The sequence below is a fragment of the Mesorhizobium sp. M0239 genome (assembly GCF_040321815.1).
Taxonomy (GTDB): domain Bacteria; phylum Pseudomonadota; class Alphaproteobacteria; order Rhizobiales; family Rhizobiaceae; genus Mesorhizobium.
Map to the genome: position 1 here is coordinate 109893 of NZ_JAMYSG010000015.1, position 18403 is coordinate 128295.

Consider the following 18403-nt stretch of genomic DNA (forward strand, 5'->3'; position numbering starts at 1 on the left):
TCGAAGGATCGATGAAAGCAGCGCATTCGGGTGTCGGATGCCAATCCTAGGAATGTCGCGATTGGCAGACGGGCAGTGAGCCTGTACAGGCAAGACAGTCGTCCATCCGAGCCGCCGGAGACCCGCCATGAAGCTGAAAATCGCCGTCCAGATGGACCACATCTCCACCGTGTCGATCGCCGGCGACACCTCATTCGCGCTGTCGCTGGAAGCGCAGCGGCGTGGCCATGAGCTGTTCCACTACACGCCGGATCGGCTGTCGTTGCGCGACGGCAAGGTGTTTGCCCGCATCGAGGAAATGCAGGTGCGCGACGAGAAGGGCAGCCACTATTCGCTGGGCGAGAAGGTGCGCACCGATCTGTCGGAGATGGATGTCGTGCTGCTGCGCCAGGATCCACCCTTCGACATGAACTACATCACCACCACGCACATCCTGGAGCGCATCCATCCGAAAACGCTCGTGGTCAACGACCCGGCCTGGGTGCGCAACAGCCCCGAAAAGATCTTCGTCACCGAATTTGCCGACCTGATGCCGGACACGCTGATCACCAAGGATCCACTCGAAGTTGCCGCCTTCCGCAAGGAGTTCGGCGACATCATCATCAAGCCGCTGTACGGCAATGGCGGCGCCGGTATCTTCCACATGCTGGAGGCCGACCGCAACCTTGCCTCGCTGCTGGAAATGTTCGGCCAGATGTTCCGCGAACCCTATATCGTGCAGCGCTATCTCAAGGACGTGCGCAAGGGCGACAAGCGCATCATCCTGATCGACGGCGAGCCGGTCGGCGCCATCAACCGGGTGCCGGCCGAACACGATTCCCGCTCCAACATGCATGTCGGCGGCCGCGCCGAAAAGACCGAACTGACGGAGCGCGAACGCGAGATCTGCGCCCGCATCGGGCCGTCGCTGAAAGAGCGCGGCTTCATCCTCGTCGGCATCGACGTCATCGGCGACTACATGACCGAGATCAACGTGACCTCGCCGACCGGCGTGCGTGAGGTCAAGCGTTTCGGCGGCGCCGACATCGCCAGCCTGTTCTGGGACGCGGTCGAGGACAAGCGGCGGACGTAACCGTTTTCACTTTGTCTTAACCATGTTCCGGTTTCTGCAACCGGCCACAACCCAGCCGCGACCGGCGCGGCTGCATATTCTTGTAATGTTCCATTTGATCGGGCGATTGCATAAGCCCGCTACTGATCGACACCGGCGATGGGCTTTCCCTCCCCGCCACTGACCTTGCTGTTTCCACTTGGTTGCGCGACGGCTAATATGTGCGTGTAGTTCGAAGCCTGAAGGCCCGCGCCATGAAAATCAATGTCGTCTACGCGCATCCACTAGCCGACAGTTACCAGGCGGCGCTCCACAAACGGGTCGTTCAGACCCTCAAAGCCAGGGGTGACGAGGTCGTTGATTTCGATCTCCATCAGATGAAGTTCGATCCTGTGATGCATGCCGAAGAAAGACATGGCCACTTTGACCCTGCCCAGGCACCCAGCGACTTGCAGGTTTACATCGACGCGTTGAGATGGGCGGAGGCATGCGTTTTCTGCTTTCCGACATGGTGGTCAGGCATGCCCGCAATCTTGAAGGGTTATTTTGATCGAGTTTGGCGACCGGGGGTGGCTTACGAGTTGCCGGCAGACGGTGGCGTGATCAAGCCGGCGCTATTGAACATCCGGCGGATGGGCGTTGTTACCACATGCGGGTCGCCGTGGTGGTATACTGAACTGTACATGCAAAACCCGGGAAGGAAGGTGCTGCTGCGCGGTCTCAAGACTATGTGCGGCCGCAACGTGAGGCACCTCTACCTGACGAGATATTCCGTCGAAAACATCTCTGATGACCAGAGGGAAATGTTCGCCCGCAAGGTGGAGCGCCTGTTCGACAAATTCTAGCCATCTATGCTCGGGTATGTCATCTTTGATGCCAGCGAGCCTTTGACGGAGCGGGCGCTCAAGCTTCCGATCAAAGCCTAGCTTATGGACGGCGCTCCTTGCCGGCAGAATTCCTCACCGTGGTGAAGCTATATGTTCTCGTAATGTTCTTGCTTAACTCCGAAATCTGTGGTTGTCTTCTTTGACTTCGCTCACACCCTGATCGCCAGGGCATGGGCGAACTACTGTCCGGGGGTACAAAAAATGGTGGCGCGGGTTCGCACGGTCGCTTTCCAAGGCATCGAGGCCGTGCCGGTCGACGTGCAGGTGATGATCGCGCCCGGCAAGGTCAACATGCATATCGTCGGCCTGGGCGACAAGGCGGTGGCCGAAAGCCGCGAGCGGGTGCAGGCCGCACTGCATGCTTCCGGCCTGTCGATGCCGTCGAAGAAGGTGACTGTCAATCTGGCGCCGGCCGACCTGCCGAAGGAAGGCAGTCACTACGACCTGCCGATCGCGCTTGGCCTGATGGCTGCCCTTGGCGCCATCCCGGGCGACATGCTAGCCGGCTATGTCGTGCTTGGAGAATTGTCGCTCGATGGCACGATTGCCGCGGTCGCCGGCGCCTTGCCGGCGGCGATCGCGGCCAATGCCGAGGGCAAGGGCCTGATCTGCCCGTTCGCCTGCGGACCGGAAGCGGCCTGGGCTGGAAAGGATTTCGACATTCTGGCGCCGCGCAGCCTGATTGCCGTCGCCAATCATTTTCGTGGCACGCAGGTGCTGTCGCGCCCCGAGGCCGGCATCCACGCCGCGGCGCTGGATCTGCCCGACCTCGCCGACATCAAGGGCCAGGAGACCGCCAAGCGGGCGCTGGAGGTGGCGGCGGCCGGTGGTCATAATCTGCTAACATTGTGGCCAATTAAACTGGCCATAGCCACTGGCAAAGAGCGGCCGTTAAACGCCGCGTGACGCTCGGCGCAGCGCTTACCAGGGCGACACCGACCCGGTCTATTCCGGGGGCTCGGGACGCGCTACAGCTTGGCGTACCGTCGCCGGCCGACCTTCTTCGGGGGGTGGGTTAGTTGCCGGAATGCTGGATCGCGTCCACAGCGATGAGCTTCAAGTCGCCGATGCACTGGTCTTCGGAGCGGTGTGCTTTCTTGCAGTAGTACATGTATCCTTCCTCCGGGAGGCCGCAAGAGTTCTCGACCAACGCGGCTGCGGCATCGCCGCCCAGAACCGTGATTTGATGCAGCTTGCCGCCGACATGGAACGCAGCGGCACGGTAGCATGCGCCGACGTTCGTAGCGTTCTTCATCAGGCTGTCCATCGTCCTATCCAGCGCGGCCGGGTTGGCGTGCGCTGTCGGCGCCGTGGGGGCGGGCTTCGCGGCAGCACTGTCGTCGTCGTCTGACGGGACCGGCGTGTTGCAGTCTTCGAAGTCACTTTCGGCCGTGAGAATGCACAAGTTGAAGAGTTTGCGCATCCGCGCCGAAACTACATTTCGTTGATCGCATGCCTTGATCGTTTCCGGATCGTCGCCTGAGCCGCCACGGCACAGTTCGTCCAGATGGCGGTAGGACATTCCCAGCGCGGCCGGGCTGGCGTCCTGCGCGTGCGCCGTGGCGCCGGCAAAAAGGAGCGCCGCTGCTGCTGCGAGGGCATACTTTTTCATGATCTGATCTCAGGTGGTGGTGTGGGGGGTCTTAGGGCTGCAACCAACCAAACCGGTTACTAGTGGGCAATGACAGATGGGATTCAGCCAGAAGCAAATTACCGTGAGTTCGATCTGCAAATGGCCAGTATGAAGGCGGCGGCATTCCCGCAGAGGTGCACGCGCCGCATTGATGTCGGCTGCAGTTCCGTCGTCTGAATACCTGCTTTTCGAACGGCGAGCGAGAATTGCCGACCAACGAACAGCGCTGATCTGAGGATCAATCCGAGGGAACCAGACCATACGCCCTTGTCAGGTTGGGCGTTTTCCGGCGAGAATTGGCAGATGAAAGCCTATGCTGAGGGCAACACGGTCGGCACCGATGGCGAGCGCTTCAAGCGGAATACCTAGAAATAAATCTAGCAATTCCAATCGCTTAATTCGAAATCGCCGCAGACGGGAACTGACGCTCCGTTTGCACGCCGTTTCGTTAGCTCCAAACGAGGAACCTTTCAATAGGGCTTTCGGGGCCCGCCGTTAGCATCGCCTGGCATCATAAACCTCGACCACACATCAGTGCTAGATATGTGGAGACGAGCGGCAATTGCAAGCAATTCGTGGAGCCTCTCATACGAGGCGTTCGGTTTCACCTCCTGCCTGTAGGGCATAAAGCCCTTGTCCCGGACCTTCTCCAAAACGATGGGGAACAGTACGGGATGGATCGACCGTTCGTTGCGATCGGTGTAGTCCATTGCGACGCTGACTCCCGTCATAACGCTGACCGCCTGGCCGTCCTGGATCCGGCAGTCCCACAGATTGTCTAGGGCATAAAGGCTACTCCAACCCCTGACGGCGCCACGGAGGAACAGAAAGTTTCCGGCGGGCTTGTAGACGATGAATTCGCGAAGTGATCCGTTGTCGATCTGTGCGACAACCTTCGCCACATTCAAATTCTTGTCCCATTCAAATTGGGCCCTGAAGACTTCTATACGATTCTCATCAGCAGAATTAGGCCGATACAAGTCGTAAAATCCATAGTAGTCGACAAAATCGTCCTTGAGATAAATCCCGGTTTCTTCTTTGGATCTGATCAGGGAATTGTCCGAGAGAAACGCAGAAATCTTCTGAAATTCGACATCTGAAATGCCAATGCCAATCGCGGCGCGGCGCCAAGTTCGATACTCAATACCAGCCTCTTCTAAGCGCAAGCCAATCTGACCTCGATTCGATCCAGAGTATTTTTCAATCCGATATGCCAACTCTTTCCTATCCGCCTCTGTGGTCATGAGCGTCTTCCTCCCGGCCATCTGACAGGGCTGTCAGAACGCTGACAGCCAAAGGGTTACCAAAGCCCACGAAGAGCGGCGATGATCCGGCAGCTCTCAGAGCAAGCCGCACGGTCAGGTCAAGACCGTTGAAATCGAAAGGAGCATCAAATGACCGCTAAATCTATTGCAGTTGCTGCGTATGCTATCTCGGCAGCTCTGTTCGCCGCAAGCCTGGAGCCGGCGCACGCAGACTGGTGGAGCAAGCACATCGCCCCCGTAGGCAAGGGAATCAACAAGACGTTCAATTCCATTGTGAAGAACCCGGGGGAGATCCTTCCCGTCTGTTGGGGACACCCCCAGGATTGCCGAGCGGAAAACATGCCGGGAGATGCAAAGACCCCGCCCGTCAAGCCTTCGGACCGCGCGACCTCGATCTGCGTCCAGCCCGACGGTCAGGGCGGCGCCATCGCCTGGTTCTATCCTATCCGGCCTGCACAGTATCAGCAGAACGCCCCCGTCACCGTGACCAATCTGCAGCAGTGCCAGGAGCGCACGATCTCAGGTCCCGTCATGCCGGCCAACATGCTCACCATTGCTCCGACGGGCTGGACGGAGAGCGTTTTCTCCAACGGAACGACGTTCTGGATGCTGCGCGGACGCATCCTCTGACCAGCCAAGCATCCTGGCCCGCGCACTGCGCGGGCCAGGATAAGACACCCTCTTCTAACTCGAAATCATCAGGAGAACACAATGCGTTATTTCATGCTCGCCTTCGGCGTCATGGTCGGGCTCCCTGTCATTCCGGCCTCGGCTCAGAACTATACCGATAGCCCCCCGGCTCATGGGCAATACATTTCGCCCTGCCAGGACGGCAACAGCTGCAATACGATGAACGTCGGCTCGCTTGGCGGCAAACCGGGGCTGAACCCGGTGCCCGGCGGCTACCCCGGGATCCCGTCCACGGCCGCTCCCCCGCCGCCCCCTCCGCAGGATGACAGCCCCTGAAAACACCCCGGCCTTGCCGTACGATCGCGGCAGGGCCGGCCCCCCATCCAATCATGGGAGTCTTGTTATGTCCCGCGCGCTTATTTTTGAACGCGATACCGCTCCCTGGCTTACGGCGTTGCTTGATGCCTCGAGCTTTCCCGGTGAAGGAGAATGGGAGGGAAGCTTCAAAGGGTATACTCATGGGGGCGCGCCCTTTGATTTTCGGCTCCGCATGTGTCTGCGCATTGGGGCAGACGTCATTGAGGGTGACGGCAAGGGCATTGATTTTCCCCGTCAAGACAGGGAGCCTCGGAGCTTCGCTCTGACGGGATCCGTCTTCGCGAGGACTGTCGAATTCCAACTCTATTTCGACGCGAGCTACCTGCGAAACACCGCGCTTTTGTGCGAGGGCGTACTGTCGCTCGACCGCCAGGAAATTACCGGAGCGTGGCATCTGCCATGCTTCTCTGGCTGCGGATGCAAAACCGCAGCTTTCGGCAACTATGAACTGCGCCGTGTTTCCCGTGGAGTCTCTTCTGGTTCCTAAACAGCAGCGCCTTCGTCGATGCTGACGGCATTGTCGGGATGGACTTTTGCCCACCCAACCTATTTGTGCATTGTTCGGTCACCGTTTGGCTGCCGGACCAAAAAGGTGTCCGTGAAGAGACAAGCTGGGCGGTTTCAGCGGCAAGATTGATTGGGCGGCTCTTTGCCGACCGCATCATCTTCAGCCGTTCGGCCGGCGGGCGCATCTTTGCACAAACCCTCTTTAGGTAACAAACGAATCGGATAAGGGTCGCCGGCCCTGCCTCGCTGCCACTGCGGCTCATCTCTTCTGTCTAAGTGCATGCCTGAAATTTGGAATCCGGAACTGTTGGTCCGAAAACTGTCGGACTTTTGTCGAGTACGCGTCGCACCGGTGTTGCCGCCTCATGAGGTGGAGCGAGTGCGAGCCTACATGGTAGGTCTAATCACGACCGCCCAACGTCCACCAACCCGAAGCCGGGGGTATGATTGGGACGTGATCGCCCTTCAATGTGACATCTCTCATGAACATATCCGCGCGGCGAGAAAGGCAATTGAGCCCGGCCTTGATGCGATCTCACGAGCACTGAAGAATGCCCCAAAGCGGGAAAGGAGCCCGGCCGCGTTGCCCTGTAAGGCAATGGTTCAACTGGACGTCCAGCCCTCGTATAGGCCGCCAAAGGCGAAGCAGGTAGCAACTCAGCTTACGCCAGTCACTGCTTCCCCATACCCTCAACGGCGGCACTTGGGCCAGAAGCCAGGGGTGAAACCTCGCGAGATCGACGAGTTTCCGACGCCGCTATTTTCGGAGTGGTTGGACCCGCAAGCTTTCCAGGAAGCACTGGAACTTCATATGCGACGTCATGGTGACAGCTATTGGCACTTGCATCGTGCGGTGGTGAAGGAAGGCGAGACGCTCGATCACTCCACTATCCGCCACTGGCTTTCAGGAACCAAGGTGCCTCGCAGCGTAACAAGCTTCGAGCTTCTCGGTCGGATTGAACGTAGGTATCGCCTCCCAGAGGGATACTTCAAAGGGAAGCTGCCGCACCGCGCACACTCAGCGACCGGGCATATGCTCGACGATATCGGTCCGGCTGAACGCAGACGTCTGGCATGGCATCTTCCCGACGATTTCAACTCGCGCCCAACTGTCGAACAGGAAGAAATCTTGGAATGGGTGCGTCGCGTGATCATCTCGGGCTCAACCGACTATCGACGCTTTCAGGCGGCGGCTATCAAGCAGCGTTATGCAATACGATTTCCAAGCGTATCTTATGGCCAAACCGATCTAGCCGATCGCGATGACACTGAAGACTTCCAGGTTCGCGAGTCGGGCGAGGGGTCCTTCACAGATCCAGACTTGTTCTCGGGTGTGATCGATGCGCCGCCTACGCTGGCAATGGAAATGGCCGAGCTTATCCGCTTCAAGACGTCAACGCTTACGGCGTTTGGCCTTCAGCGGCAGGGCGTTTGGGGCGAGGAAACCACGTCGCAGAAGATCGAGCACCTCGGTTTGATGTTTGGTGCCCTAGCTGCACACCCGAAAGGACCCGTTCGGGGCTGCGGCGTTCCTTTTCAGCACCTATCATTCGGGATGCTGGTGTTTCCGTCAGTTTGGGACTGGTACGTGCAATGGCGCGAGCGGCGACGCGGTTTCTACACTTCCTGGGAAGTAGACATGTTGCGTATCTCGCTCGCCCTGACCAGGAAGGATACCGGTTGGCTGCGGCAACACCAAAACCTTGCAACGAGGGTTCGACCCGTGCCCGGTTTGATTTCACAAATTGATATCGATCGCGCCAAGGCGGATTGGGACGATGCCTGTGATGTCTATTTTAAACATGCGACGTTCCGGGTGAAAGAAATCCAGCGCGTTGCCCGCGTCCATCGCGACCCGTTTGAACCCATCATGCCGGTGCTCGAAGCCGAAAGCCCGGTCGGCTCATATCGCAAAATCACCGAAGAAATCCTTCGTATGATGCCAGATGAACGCTTCTATCGTCGAGCCGCAGCCGAGGCAGTTCGATCTTTTCTGATGTTGCGATTGGGACTTCACCTGGGTCTTCGGCAAAAGAATCTACGGCAATTGATGGTTTGTGCACCTGGTCATTTGCCGCGCTCTGAACGCCAGCTAGCTGATTTGAAGCGCGGAGAAATCCGCTGGAGCGAGCGAGACGGGGGCTGGGAGGTCCTCATTCCCTCGGTAGCGTTCAAGAACGCCAACTCATCCTTTTTCGGGAGCAAGCCGTTTCGGCTTGTCCTGCCAAATCTTGGCGGGCTCTACGAGCAGATCGAGGCCTATGTTGGCCGTCACCGCCGTGCTTTGCTCGCCGATGCCGGCGATCCAGGAACCTTCTTCGTCAAGACGGTGAAGGCGACAAGCAAGGACGCAGCCTACGACCAAACTACTTTCTACGAGGCGTGGCGACTGATTATCCAGCGTTACGGAATCTACAATCCCTACACCCGGCGCGGCGCTATTCCAGGCCTCTTGCCTCATGGGCCCCACAACGTCCGCGACGTGCTTGCGACCCACATCCTCAAGCAGACTGGGTCCTACGAGCAGGCGAGCTACGCGATTCAGGACACTCCCGATATGGTGGCTAAACACTATGGCCGCTTCTTGCCCCAAGACAAAGCTGCCTTGGCAGCGAGGATACTGAACCAAGTGTGGGAAGCTGCATGAACTGGCGGGGTGGCTAATTAAGCGACCGATGATGTTCCTGAGGGTCATTCCTTAAACTCTATCTTGGCTACGATTTCGGTCATAGCGTAGTGAACGAACTGCTTTCCAAGATCTGTGAGTTCATACGGCTCGATCTCATCAAATGCCGACTTGGCCGTACGGGCTGCTTGTCCTGGTCGAGACCTCCCGGCAGGCTGTTTCCTAAGGAAGTTTCCGGCATAGTCCGTCTGACGGACTTGCCGGATGACGCCGCCTGTGCTGAGGTCACGGACTAACATTTTAAACAAATCGGCCTCAGCTGAGTCCTCTCTAACGTCAGGCTTTTCGAGGTTGTCCCAGATGCCGCCGCGCGTGACGCCGGGATTTCGATAAATTTCACCGATTACTTCAAAGTGGAAATCCGAATAAAGATTTATCCAGTCGATAAATAGCCGCACCACGTCATCGGACGTTGTCTTAGCGGCAGCTGCGTTTGCTAGAATGTTACGGATTCGCTGACGTTTATATTCCGTATCGATTGATGACCAGTTACGAAACGCCTTCTTCATGAGCGACTGATACTCTGGGGATTCTATCCGCTCCTTGACCTTCTCGTCATTCATATCGAGCCGAGCAACGATCTCGGCAATCGTCTTTCCCTTTTCACGAAGCTCGTCCTCAAGCATCTGTAGCCATTGCTTCAGAATGTTGGTGACTTGCTCCTGCTCTTGTTCAGACCAGTAGCCGACACCAGCAGAGATCAAGCCTCCGACGAAAGGAATTGAGCCCGCAAGAGCATTTATCGCTGCTCGAGCAGCCTTCTTCTTGCCGTCCGGCTCCAGTTCATCCTTGTCAATCCTGTCGATTTCCATCGAAGCAACGCCAAGCCCGAGCTATATGCGCGTCGATCTGCCAGACAAACCCGATGCTTCCGGCTCTTCAAATTTCTTCAACGCGACGAACGCGAACGTTTCCTGATGCCTTCTAAACCCATCAAACCATTCGCAAATAGCGTCACCAACCATACCCTTGCCGGTATAAATCATCTTTTTCCCGCCTGTGCGGTGAACTACTTCGTCGCCGACATTGAAATCATCCTCAGTCATCGTCGCCTCCATGGGCCCGAATCGCAAAGTTTAGCGTGCGCTCACGCCGCGCGCTTTGCTACCGGTAATAACAGACTCCCCCGCGATTCACAGGGTGAGGCAGGAGGCGCCATCTTTGACGTTTTTTTGTGCATGTTGCTCGACCTTTTTAGCGTATGGGCGCTTCGTCACCTTCATTTGGTGGTGTTTGATCGGTGGCCGGGGCGCCAGTATGCGATGCCTGATGAACTGGGCCAATCTGATCCCTATTATCGGCTAACTCAGTTTAAGGAGGCCGAGCTTTGCAGCTGCGGATCAAATCGGCGCTATGGCGAATGCTGCCGGCCGCATGACCTGAGACTGCCCTTTCTGTCAATTCTGCACGCCTTCAAAAGGCGTAATCTCGGTCTCGGCATCCTTGATCGAGCGCCCCCCGCCGAAATTGCAGCGTTGATCGCCCAAGGCGGACAAAAACCTCCACCTCCCATGTTAGAGGTTCACTCTACTCTGCGGGCGCATGTCGCGGACGTCAGCGGGAATCCGTAGCTCTACATCCGTAAGCGATGCACGATCGGGTCAGAGGGGGAAGCATGCCGCTCCTGACGAAATCCCCACTGCGAGGTGCCGACGACTTCCGAGCGGTCGAACCAGGTCGAGAAGTTCAGCTTCGGAAAATGCAGCACGTGGCCGCCCACCATATTTTCTCAATATCGTGGTCGCCTGGACCCTTTGCCCATGGGGTCCAGCCCTTGCATAGCCGTTGCGCCGATTCGCTGTTTCGCATCTTCAATCCACGGAATGATGGATAAAATAACGGGGTAATCAGCCGTAATGGGAAGTCTACGAACTGCCAGCAGGTGGACTTTGGCAGAATTTACCAGATTTGTTCGTCGCTCTTGCACCAAATTCAACTTTAGGAGATGCTAACTCGGCCTTGGGAGGGCTGGGGGATGAGAATAAAAGCATTTGTGGCACTTGGTGCCACGGCAGCGCTGGGCGGCTGCCAAACAAGCAATCAAGCCGACTACATGCAAATTGGCTACGGGCCTAGTTTCGACGTCGCCCACGCTCAATGCGAAATGCATAAGGGGTCGGTTGACCAAGGCTATATTGCTATCGGGTCCCCGGGCTTTGTTGCGGGGGCCGGAATCGGCAATGCCCTCGGCAACTTGGCTGCCGAAGACCAGTATATGAAGAACTGCCTCATCCTAAGCGGATGGAAGCGTGCCCCGCATGGCCAGGGTGCCACGGCAGCTCCAGCCGTTGCTGGTGGCGCGCCACCGACACCCTATGGGATCCAGCGCGCACCTGGCAGCTGGATCAATACGGCGCTGCTGGACTGGTCAGACGCGAATAACAAGTGCGTCGCCGGCGACAAGGCCGCGTGTGGGACTCGAGCGAAGCTTAGTGCGCAACTGAGAGCCGCCGGCATAAACCCGGCGCCGGTCTAGGGGCCATGCAGTGGAACCTGGCGATCTGCCTTGGCATCGTTCTGGCATTGAGCGGCTGCGCAGCGGATTACCTCAATCACTACGACAGCGTGACGCTCTCTGCCGGCGACGCCAATCGCGCCAATAGCCTCGCCCAGACAGTCGACCTGTTCAACCCGAGCAGTCAGAACACGCATATCGAGGGCGACGGCCAGCGAACAGCTGGGGTCATCCAGGCCTTTCGCGGAATCCCGCTGACACCGGCAGGCCAAGGTGCTCGCCAAGGTGGCGGCGGGGATACTAGCAATCATCCATGCGATCTGCGCAATGGGGTTGACAGCCTAGGCCGGGCTTGTGGTGAACGTGCCGCCGAAGCGAAACCGGGCGGCCGCACCGGACATGAGGCGAACTAGCAATGCTGCGTGGAATGCGATCACCTCGCCGGAGGCCACTTGGCGTGGTGCAAAGGCGCCTGCTCTTGGTAACGGTAGCCGCGGCTGGCGCTCTGGCTGCGCAAACGGCCATGCAACACAGCGACCACATGCCCGAGCTCAATCTGCCGAACTGGACCAGCGCGGGCCTGGCGACGATTGCCGGCGTGGCATCCGTCATCGACGGCGACACGATCGAAATCCACGGACAGCGCATCCGCTTCAACGGCATCGACGCGCCGGAGAGCCAGCAGCTTTGTAAAAATGCGAGCGGGGCCGACTATCCCTGCGGCCGGCGATCGGCACAGGCGCTTGACACCTTCTTGGCCGCGTCGAGGCCAGTGCAATGCACATTCGTGACCTGGGATCGCTATCACCGCTTTGTCGGCGACTGCCAGCGTGCCGATGGCGCCAGCGTGGCCGCCTGGATGGTCGAGCACGGCCAGGCGATCGACTGGCCCCGCTACAGCCATGGTGCCTATGCAGCGCAGCAGGGGAAGGCGGAAGCGGCGAAGGTCGGGCTGTGGGTCGGAAAGTTCCAAGCGCCGTGGGAATGGCGCGCCGGGCATGGAGACAATGCCGAAGCGGCGGTGAGCCAGCCGCTCGGCATCATCAGCCGTCAACAGGTAGCGCAAAGCTACTCGTGCCAGCCGCGGCGGAAATGCTCGCAAATCAGCTCGTGCGACGAGGCTCAATGGTATCTCAGTAATTGTCCGTGGGGCGGCAAGCTCGACCGGGATGGCGACGGCCAGGCGTGCGAAACCTTATGTTAGGAACAGCGACGATGACAGCGAGACTAATCGGACTGGCTGTGGCTTTGTGCCCGCCCTTTCAGATGGTTGCGCTTGCGGCGAGAGAACCGACCGTCGTCTCCTGCAAGTTTGAGCACCTGCCTCCGATGCTGCTAACGTTCCGTGGCGGCATGGGAGCTAACGACAATACCCTGCAAGTCGGACAAAACCCGCCCGTTCCGTTAAGCGTCGGATCAAGTTTGATGGTTGCCGAAATAGGGGCACAGGAGCTGACGTTTTCCCTTCGAATGCCCACCTCTGTTTCAATAGCCGCGCCTGGCAATGACGTCATCACATACTACGGAGACTGCATTAGCTCCCTACAACCGCGAGGATAACCGGTCGTTCCGCAGCGTGCAATAAATCGAGGCGCAGGGCCCTGTTCCAAGGGGTGGTCGGGAGACAGCAACAATGAAGATCGCACAGAGGCTTTGCCGCGCGTCTATCGCGGGAGTTGTCCTAGTGGTCATTTCGGGATGCGGACCTGACGAAACATCTGATAATGACGGGTTTTCCCTCGTGAACGAGGAAATATACGACGTTCCTGCCAAAACACAGATAGAGCAGCACGTAGTCGCCCAGGGCGTCCCCACGAAGAGCGAGCTGGAAACTGAAATCCTGAAACGCTTCCGCGCCGCCAAAAAGCGCAGCGGCTTCCGGCACCATAACTCTCCGACGAACATATACATCTATGTGTACGGCAGTGAGGAACAGGCACGAGCAGAACAAGGCCTGTGGATCGCGATGCTCGCGAAAAACTACCATGATACGTGGGAGCCACCAGTACTCATGGACGAAGGCCGCCTTGCGGCGCTGTCAAAAGCCCCGGAGGACCGCTTTGGCTTATCGGAGGATGTTCGGAAAAAGGTTTTCAAGGAAAGTGTCGGAGCAGAAAACAGAGCAAGCCGCGAGGCGATGGAGCTTATCCCGGACAGCAGACTGACGGAACAGACCAACCTTGGAAATGGGTTGATCGAGAAATACAAGGCGGAGGTGGTCGCAAGGTACGGCATCACCCAAGAACAACTTAGCAAGGTACAGGTCGAAGGGATCACCAAAGGGTGGCTAAGGCAGTGATCCTGTGAAGCGAGGATATTGGAAGTAGGTAGCCGTTGCGTGCGCCTCGGTCCTTGCACTGGTTTAAGGTAAGGACCTCAAGGATCTGACTGGTCGGCCTTCGAAGGACCAAGAACGCAATGCCATTCGGTTTGAATGCAGGCGATTGCGGGGGACAAGCATGATGCAACTCCTTGGCTGACCTCGCATATGCTGCACCCGTCATTGAATTGCTGACAGGCGGGATTTTCCTGTATCTTCTCGACAAGAGTTCCTGCTGCCTGAGCCGTGGAAGTCACGATCGTTAAAACGACTGCGGCTACGATTCGCGTGCTCATCATTTGTCCTTCTTACGGCACTTCTTTGCGCTCTCTGGTTCGGTCCAGCCTGATGTCAATGCATCCACCCGGGCTGCACGGCCCAGGGTGGGGCGGGCTCCGAGCAGTCACTGAGCGACGACGCGCAGCGCGTTTAACGTTTCGGGTGTAATCGTTCCCGTGACCTTAAGGTTGTAATCAGACTGTAGCTTGGTCAAGCCGGTTCTCATCTCAGGATTCATCGTGCCGTCCAACTCCCCCGTGTAGTAGCCGTATGCCAGCATCGCGAACTGGACCTGAAGGACGATTTCCTTGAACTTGTTGGCGTTACCGGGAAGCGTCGTCAGAGGCGCTGACACAGGCGGTTTTGTTGCCGGTGGTTGATATGCAGGTGCCTGTGGCTGATAGGTTGGCGCGGAATACACGGGCGCCCTAGGCAGATAAATTGTGCCTCCTGATGATGATCGGTGGCTGCTGTGAGAACGATGGCTGCTATGCGATCGATGGCCGGCCAATGTGAATTTGTGATCGAGCTTGAAAATGTCGAATAGCGACTTTGACTTACCTCCTTCACCGGGGGGTACAAGCGGCATCGCGATACTTTCAACCGGCATGAACCCGGCAGCGATCAAGGAGGGAATCGTGAATATTCGTCTCTTCATGCGACACCGAACCTTCCATACCCGTGTGCTTTTGGATGCCATTCGAAGAAGCCGCCACACTCGGTTCGAAGATCGCAATCGGCACAATCTGCGACGTAAGCTCGTTTCCAATCTGAGATCGTCGACGGCGCGAATACTCGATAATCAGCCGGAACAGTGCACAGCGGAAAATTGTAGAGCTTGGTATTGATGCCGCGGCTGACGGCGAAATCTAGTGCCTTGCCAACCAAATCGAAACCCAGGGAACTGTCGAAAAACAGCGAGCCCCAGTTTTGTCGGCCATAGCCGATATTTTCGAGCTGCATGATTGCCCATGTGTCGGTGAACGGCAGGGTGACCGCCACGAACTTAGCCAAATCTAGCAGACCGGGTGCGTTTGGCTTCATCAGAACCGTCCGCAGCTCGATTCTTGCTCCTGCCTCGCAAAGGACGGAAAGGTTTTTCCTTACCTGCTCGAAGGCTCCTTGCTTTCCCACGATCTGATCGTGGATGGCGCCAGCGCTCGAGTAGACGGGAACCCCCCACAGGATCCGGCTCAAATCCAAATCGCGAAGCTCCGCGAGATCGGCGCGTCCAAAATGCTGGGCGTTGGTCAGGATGTGAAAGTCGATGTCGTGCCGCCGCGCCATGGTCTCCCGCAAGAATTCGAAGAGCTCCGACTTGAATAGTGTCGGCTCTCCGCCGGAAAGGCCTATCGTTGAATTCTCCGGCGCCAAAAGCACGGCCGTCTCGAAAAAAGGAAACATGTTGACGTGCTGCTTCTTCGGTGGCTGCGAGCACATCACGCACAGCTGATCACAACGTTCGGTTATCAAAAGCGTGTTGTGGGGAGAGCTGGCCCGAATTAGCCGATGGGCAGTCTTTCGCGATGGCACGACAAACACGATATCGCCATCCAACTCGGATGGATCTACTCCAAAAACGCGGAGATTGCCGGTCGCGCCGGCAAAAAGTGCAGTTTCTCCGTCTGCGGTTTCCAACGCGGCATCGAGAAAGCCGCAGTTATCTGGTGGCTGAGGCATTCCTTCGAACGAGCGCAACCGAACCACATATGGATCGATAGCGTCGGTATCGACCTTGAGCCGGAGCGGGATCACGCGTGCACAGGGATCATGTGATCTCCCCACGACGGTACGCGAGCCCATTTAGCCACCGATTTCCGAGCCGCCTCATCGCTTCGACGGATGACTTCAACGATCTTGTCGAAGATGGACATGTGTCGTCGGCAGAACCAGGTATCGGTGCGAGCCAGGTCTATTCGCCCGTTCCTCGATAAATCATCCACAACGTCTGTCCCGCAGAACGGCTGATAGGCGCAGTGAATGCAGTCTGGGTCGAAATTGTTGAACGACGCATGGTTGAGCAACTGGACCTTCGCCTGGTCGATGCCTGCCGCAACGCTACCAATCGATAGATCGACACGCCCTATGCGCGAGAGCATCCGAGCTTCGTCCGTCGGGTAAAACTGCCCGTCGTGATCGATGACGATGTAGTCCGAAGCGAAGAAGTTGGGATTGCGCAAGTCGACATGATCGTCGGCACCCGATCGGAGAAACCTTCGTAAGCACTGGCTAAAATAATATTCCTCGACGAATCCACCGGTACGGTGGTTCCGTTCAATCAAGTAGTCGATAAAGCCGGAATGAAGCGTATTCCATTTAGCTATCGAACTCGGATGGCTTCCCCGGCGACGGGCGAACCCTTGATGATTTATCGGCCTGAGATAGATCGAGTGTACCCCATACCGCTCGAAATTGCCGACTAGCTCCCCGAAGTCTGGCGGCTCGTCAACATCGATCGTCGGAAGTGCGGATACCTTACCCGGCCCAAGGCGCTTCACTGCCTCGGCAAGGTTTTTGTAGAACGTATCGGTTGCCAGGTCATCGTGGGTGCGCTGGCGCTGGTGGGTGTCTTGATCTCCATCGAGCGACGTGCTGACGAAGGTATCCTCTTGGTCAAGGAAGGCCCATTCGCGATTGCCCAAGCGTTGCAGATTCGTACAGACGACAAACTGGCTGCCCGGAAACCTCGTGCGGACGAACGAGCGAACCTTTTCAAGCAAATCAATCCGCAGCAAAGGCTCGCCACCTTGAAACTCGACTTTGATCTGCGGACCCTTCATCGCTTCTATAAAACCAAGCGTCGCGTTCAGCGTTGCTTCGGTCCAGTCGAAACCTCGTGCTGTTTCTGGCGCCCGTGAAACCTGGCAATAGCCGCAACTCAAATTGCAGCGCAGTGTCGGAACAAGGATAACGTAGGAAAGCTCCTGTTGGCTTGCCTGCCGCTGTGCCCATCGATAGGCAAACGCTGTCCAGTCGGGATCGCCTTCCCGACCGAATGCATGACCGTTTCCGCGAAGAAACTCCTGATCGACTAGCGACAATTCGCCGGCAGCATACCGTTCGAGAAACGGTTGTCTGCTGAGGAAGAAGCCGCCGGTATCATCGGTGAGCAGAAATTCTCCATCGCCACACTCGCGAAACTTAAGTGGCCAGACCGTCATTTTGCAGTAACCGCATCGATAAGAGCTTGCCGAAGCGGCAGTGTCTCAGCGTAGATTTTCTCTCGATAAACCGCATGCAGCACGTTCTTCCGCAAGTCGTCTAAATGGTCGGCAGGAAGAGCGGCGACCTCAATGCCATTGGGCGCAACCTGAAAGCGCAGTGCCGGATACTGAATTTGAACGCGAAGCAATGCACCTTCCACGAAACGTCGAAAGCTCTGTGGAATGTCGATTGTAGCTTTCTCTAGGACGCAATTACCCACCGTTTGAACTCCTCCCGGCCTGGCTGCCAATATACTGGAATTTTTTTCCTTGAACACCGAACTGTACCCGGTTTCCGCAATGCCACGGATGACTACCTTGCACTGCGCTTTTGACCGTGCTTTATTGCCAGAATTACTTGGGAGGGGATATGAAAAAAGCAATTGTGGCTGCTTTGGCGGCTTTGACGATGGCGCTTCCTAACAACGCTTATGCACATAGCGGCGGCACGGACAGCAATGGGTGCCACACCAATCACAAGAACGGTGAGTATCATTGTCACTGACCAAAAGCCGGCCCTGGTGCGCGGCGATCATCTCAGACCGCTTAGGATGATCTTCGCAATGCTTGGGGTGGCTTTTACGGGCATCACTGTCGCAGCATGCGGGCAAGATAGTGCCATTGCCGATTGCACTCAGCGAGGGATCAGTTACTTCAAGGAAATTGAATCTTGGCCGAACCTGAGCGATGGCCGGGATGCTGCCACATTGGCTGCTGAGCGGTGCCAATGGACGCTGACAGCTTTTCTATAAGCTCGATGTGAGTGCTTTTCCTCCAGGAACCTTGAATCTAGTTGTTTCAAACCGCATTCAGGGGGAGTCCTTAAAACATAAACCAGCGTTTATGTTTGAAATCGAACCGCCCAAACGCTGTGATCCTGCTCGCCTCCTATCAGCTACCGTCGCGTAGATGTGCTGTCGCATTCCCGCTAGCTTAGCGGGTTCCGGCTCGCTGATGAGATGCGGGCACTATCGAGGAGACTTTTGGAGACAAGTGGAGACTTGACGAGACATCCTGGCCGGTGGTATCTTCGGCCTAGATTCGGGAGCCAGTGATGAATTTGAAGCTACCGACGTTCACCACCTACCAAAATGCCCTGCACGAAGCTG

The 18403-nt window shown here is 57.2% G+C and carries 19 protein-coding genes and 1 pseudogene; 11 read left to right on the forward strand and 9 right to left on the reverse strand.

From position 1 onward, the window contains the following. The first annotated feature begins 127 nt into the window (after window positions 1-127). The 3 genes and pseudogenes from gshB to NKI99_RS17600 form a co-directional block, all read left to right on the forward strand. A complete protein-coding gene (gshB, locus tag NKI99_RS17590) occupies window positions 128-1072 on the forward strand; it encodes a glutathione synthase (protein WP_352442625.1) in 945 nt (314 codons plus the stop codon). Window positions 1073-1305: 233 nt separating this feature from the next. Further along, window positions 1306-1896, forward strand: coding sequence for an NAD(P)H-dependent oxidoreductase (locus NKI99_RS17595; protein WP_128305158.1), 591 nt, complete (start codon window positions 1306-1308; stop codon window positions 1894-1896). Window positions 1897-2139: 243 nt separating this feature from the next. Further along, window positions 2140-2793, forward strand: a pseudogene (locus tag NKI99_RS17600) (magnesium chelatase domain-containing protein); the annotation flags it as partial. Window positions 2794-2953: 160 nt separating this feature from the next. Here the strand turns inward: NKI99_RS17600 and NKI99_RS17605 are convergent. Together NKI99_RS17605 and NKI99_RS17610 are read right to left on the reverse strand one after the other, a co-directional pair. After that, window positions 2954-3550 (reverse strand): hypothetical protein, encoded by a 597-nt coding sequence (locus NKI99_RS17605; protein ID WP_352611534.1) that lies wholly within the window; start codon window positions 3548-3550, stop codon window positions 2954-2956. A gap of 491 nt (window positions 3551-4041) precedes the next feature. Then, window positions 4042-4815 (reverse strand): hypothetical protein, encoded by a 774-nt coding sequence (locus NKI99_RS17610; RefSeq protein ID WP_352611535.1) that lies wholly within the window; start codon window positions 4813-4815, stop codon window positions 4042-4044. A 150-nt stretch (window positions 4816-4965) separates the two neighbouring features. On the opposite strand from NKI99_RS17610, the gene NKI99_RS17615 reads away from it, so the two are divergent. The 4 genes from NKI99_RS17615 to NKI99_RS17630 all read left to right on the forward strand — a co-directional run bounded on the left by NKI99_RS17615 (window position 4966) and on the right by NKI99_RS17630 (window position 8998). Continuing rightward, window positions 4966-5466 (forward strand): hypothetical protein, encoded by a 501-nt coding sequence (locus NKI99_RS17615; protein WP_023814203.1) that lies wholly within the window; start codon window positions 4966-4968, stop codon window positions 5464-5466. An 81-nt stretch (window positions 5467-5547) separates the two neighbouring features. Continuing rightward, window positions 5548-5802: a hypothetical protein gene (locus NKI99_RS17620; RefSeq protein WP_023814204.1), complete on the forward strand. Its 255-nt coding sequence runs from the start codon at window positions 5548-5550 to the stop codon at window positions 5800-5802. Between the two features lie 67 nt (window positions 5803-5869). Then, complete coding sequence (locus NKI99_RS17625; protein ID WP_352611536.1) at window positions 5870-6331, forward strand: hypothetical protein; 462 nt, start codon at window positions 5870-5872, stop codon at window positions 6329-6331. 300 nt (window positions 6332-6631) lie between these two features. Then, the gene (locus NKI99_RS17630) at window positions 6632-8998 is read left to right on the forward strand and encodes a hypothetical protein (protein ID WP_031213928.1); all 2367 of its coding nucleotides are present in this window, start codon (window positions 6632-6634) and stop codon (window positions 8996-8998) included. 44 nt (window positions 8999-9042) lie between these two features. On the opposite strand, the gene NKI99_RS17635 is transcribed toward NKI99_RS17630, so the two are convergent. The 3 genes from NKI99_RS17635 to NKI99_RS17645 form a co-directional block, all read right to left on the reverse strand. Further along, complete coding sequence (locus NKI99_RS17635; protein ID WP_023814208.1) at window positions 9043-9849, reverse strand: hypothetical protein; 807 nt, start codon at window positions 9847-9849, stop codon at window positions 9043-9045. A gap of 21 nt (window positions 9850-9870) precedes the next feature. Beyond that, the gene (locus tag NKI99_RS17640) at window positions 9871-10083 is read right to left on the reverse strand and encodes a YodC family protein (protein WP_155930629.1); all 213 of its coding nucleotides are present in this window, start codon (window positions 10081-10083) and stop codon (window positions 9871-9873) included. 527 nt (window positions 10084-10610) lie between these two features. Further along, window positions 10611-10760: a hypothetical protein gene (locus NKI99_RS17645; RefSeq protein WP_023814211.1), complete on the reverse strand. Its 150-nt coding sequence runs from the start codon at window positions 10758-10760 to the stop codon at window positions 10611-10613. A gap of 758 nt (window positions 10761-11518) precedes the next feature. Between NKI99_RS17645 and NKI99_RS17650 the strand changes: the two genes are divergently transcribed. The 3 genes from NKI99_RS17650 to NKI99_RS17660 all read left to right on the forward strand — a co-directional run bounded on the left by NKI99_RS17650 (window position 11519) and on the right by NKI99_RS17660 (window position 13791). Next, the gene (locus tag NKI99_RS17650) at window positions 11519-11905 is read left to right on the forward strand and encodes a hypothetical protein (RefSeq protein WP_352611537.1); all 387 of its coding nucleotides are present in this window, start codon (window positions 11519-11521) and stop codon (window positions 11903-11905) included. A gap of 110 nt (window positions 11906-12015) precedes the next feature. After that, complete coding sequence (locus NKI99_RS17655; RefSeq protein ID WP_352611538.1) at window positions 12016-12696, forward strand: thermonuclease family protein; 681 nt, start codon at window positions 12016-12018, stop codon at window positions 12694-12696. Between the two features lie 429 nt (window positions 12697-13125). Further along, on the forward strand, window positions 13126-13791 hold the full coding sequence (locus tag NKI99_RS17660; protein ID WP_023814214.1) for a hypothetical protein: 666 nt from the start codon (window positions 13126-13128) through the stop codon (window positions 13789-13791). Window positions 13792-14215: 424 nt separating this feature from the next. Here NKI99_RS17660 and hxsA read toward each other — a convergent pair whose 3' ends face one another. From hxsA to NKI99_RS17680, 4 genes are read right to left on the reverse strand one after another with little or no spacing between them, the layout of a single operon-like run. Continuing rightward, window positions 14216-14749 (reverse strand): His-Xaa-Ser repeat protein HxsA, encoded by a 534-nt coding sequence (hxsA, locus tag NKI99_RS17665; RefSeq protein WP_027040227.1) that lies wholly within the window; start codon window positions 14747-14749, stop codon window positions 14216-14218. Next, the gene (gene hxsC / locus NKI99_RS17670) at window positions 14746-15894 is read right to left on the reverse strand and encodes a His-Xaa-Ser system radical SAM maturase HxsC (RefSeq protein ID WP_352611539.1); all 1149 of its coding nucleotides are present in this window, start codon (window positions 15892-15894) and stop codon (window positions 14746-14748) included. Before hxsC ends, hxsA begins: the two co-directional genes overlap by 4 nt. Beyond that, the gene (hxsB, locus tag NKI99_RS17675) at window positions 15843-17252 is read right to left on the reverse strand and encodes a His-Xaa-Ser system radical SAM maturase HxsB (RefSeq protein WP_023814217.1); all 1410 of its coding nucleotides are present in this window, start codon (window positions 17250-17252) and stop codon (window positions 15843-15845) included. Before hxsB ends, hxsC begins: the two co-directional genes overlap by 52 nt. Continuing rightward, window positions 17249-17572, reverse strand: coding sequence for a hypothetical protein (locus NKI99_RS17680; RefSeq protein ID WP_031213933.1), 324 nt, complete (start codon window positions 17570-17572; stop codon window positions 17249-17251). Before NKI99_RS17680 ends, hxsB begins: the two co-directional genes overlap by 4 nt. 92 nt (window positions 17573-17664) lie before the next feature. On the opposite strand from NKI99_RS17680, the gene NKI99_RS17685 reads away from it, so the two are divergent. Continuing rightward, the gene (locus NKI99_RS17685) at window positions 17665-17799 is read left to right on the forward strand and encodes a YHYH domain-containing protein (RefSeq protein ID WP_155930631.1); all 135 of its coding nucleotides are present in this window, start codon (window positions 17665-17667) and stop codon (window positions 17797-17799) included. Window positions 17800-18403 lie beyond the last annotated feature (604 nt).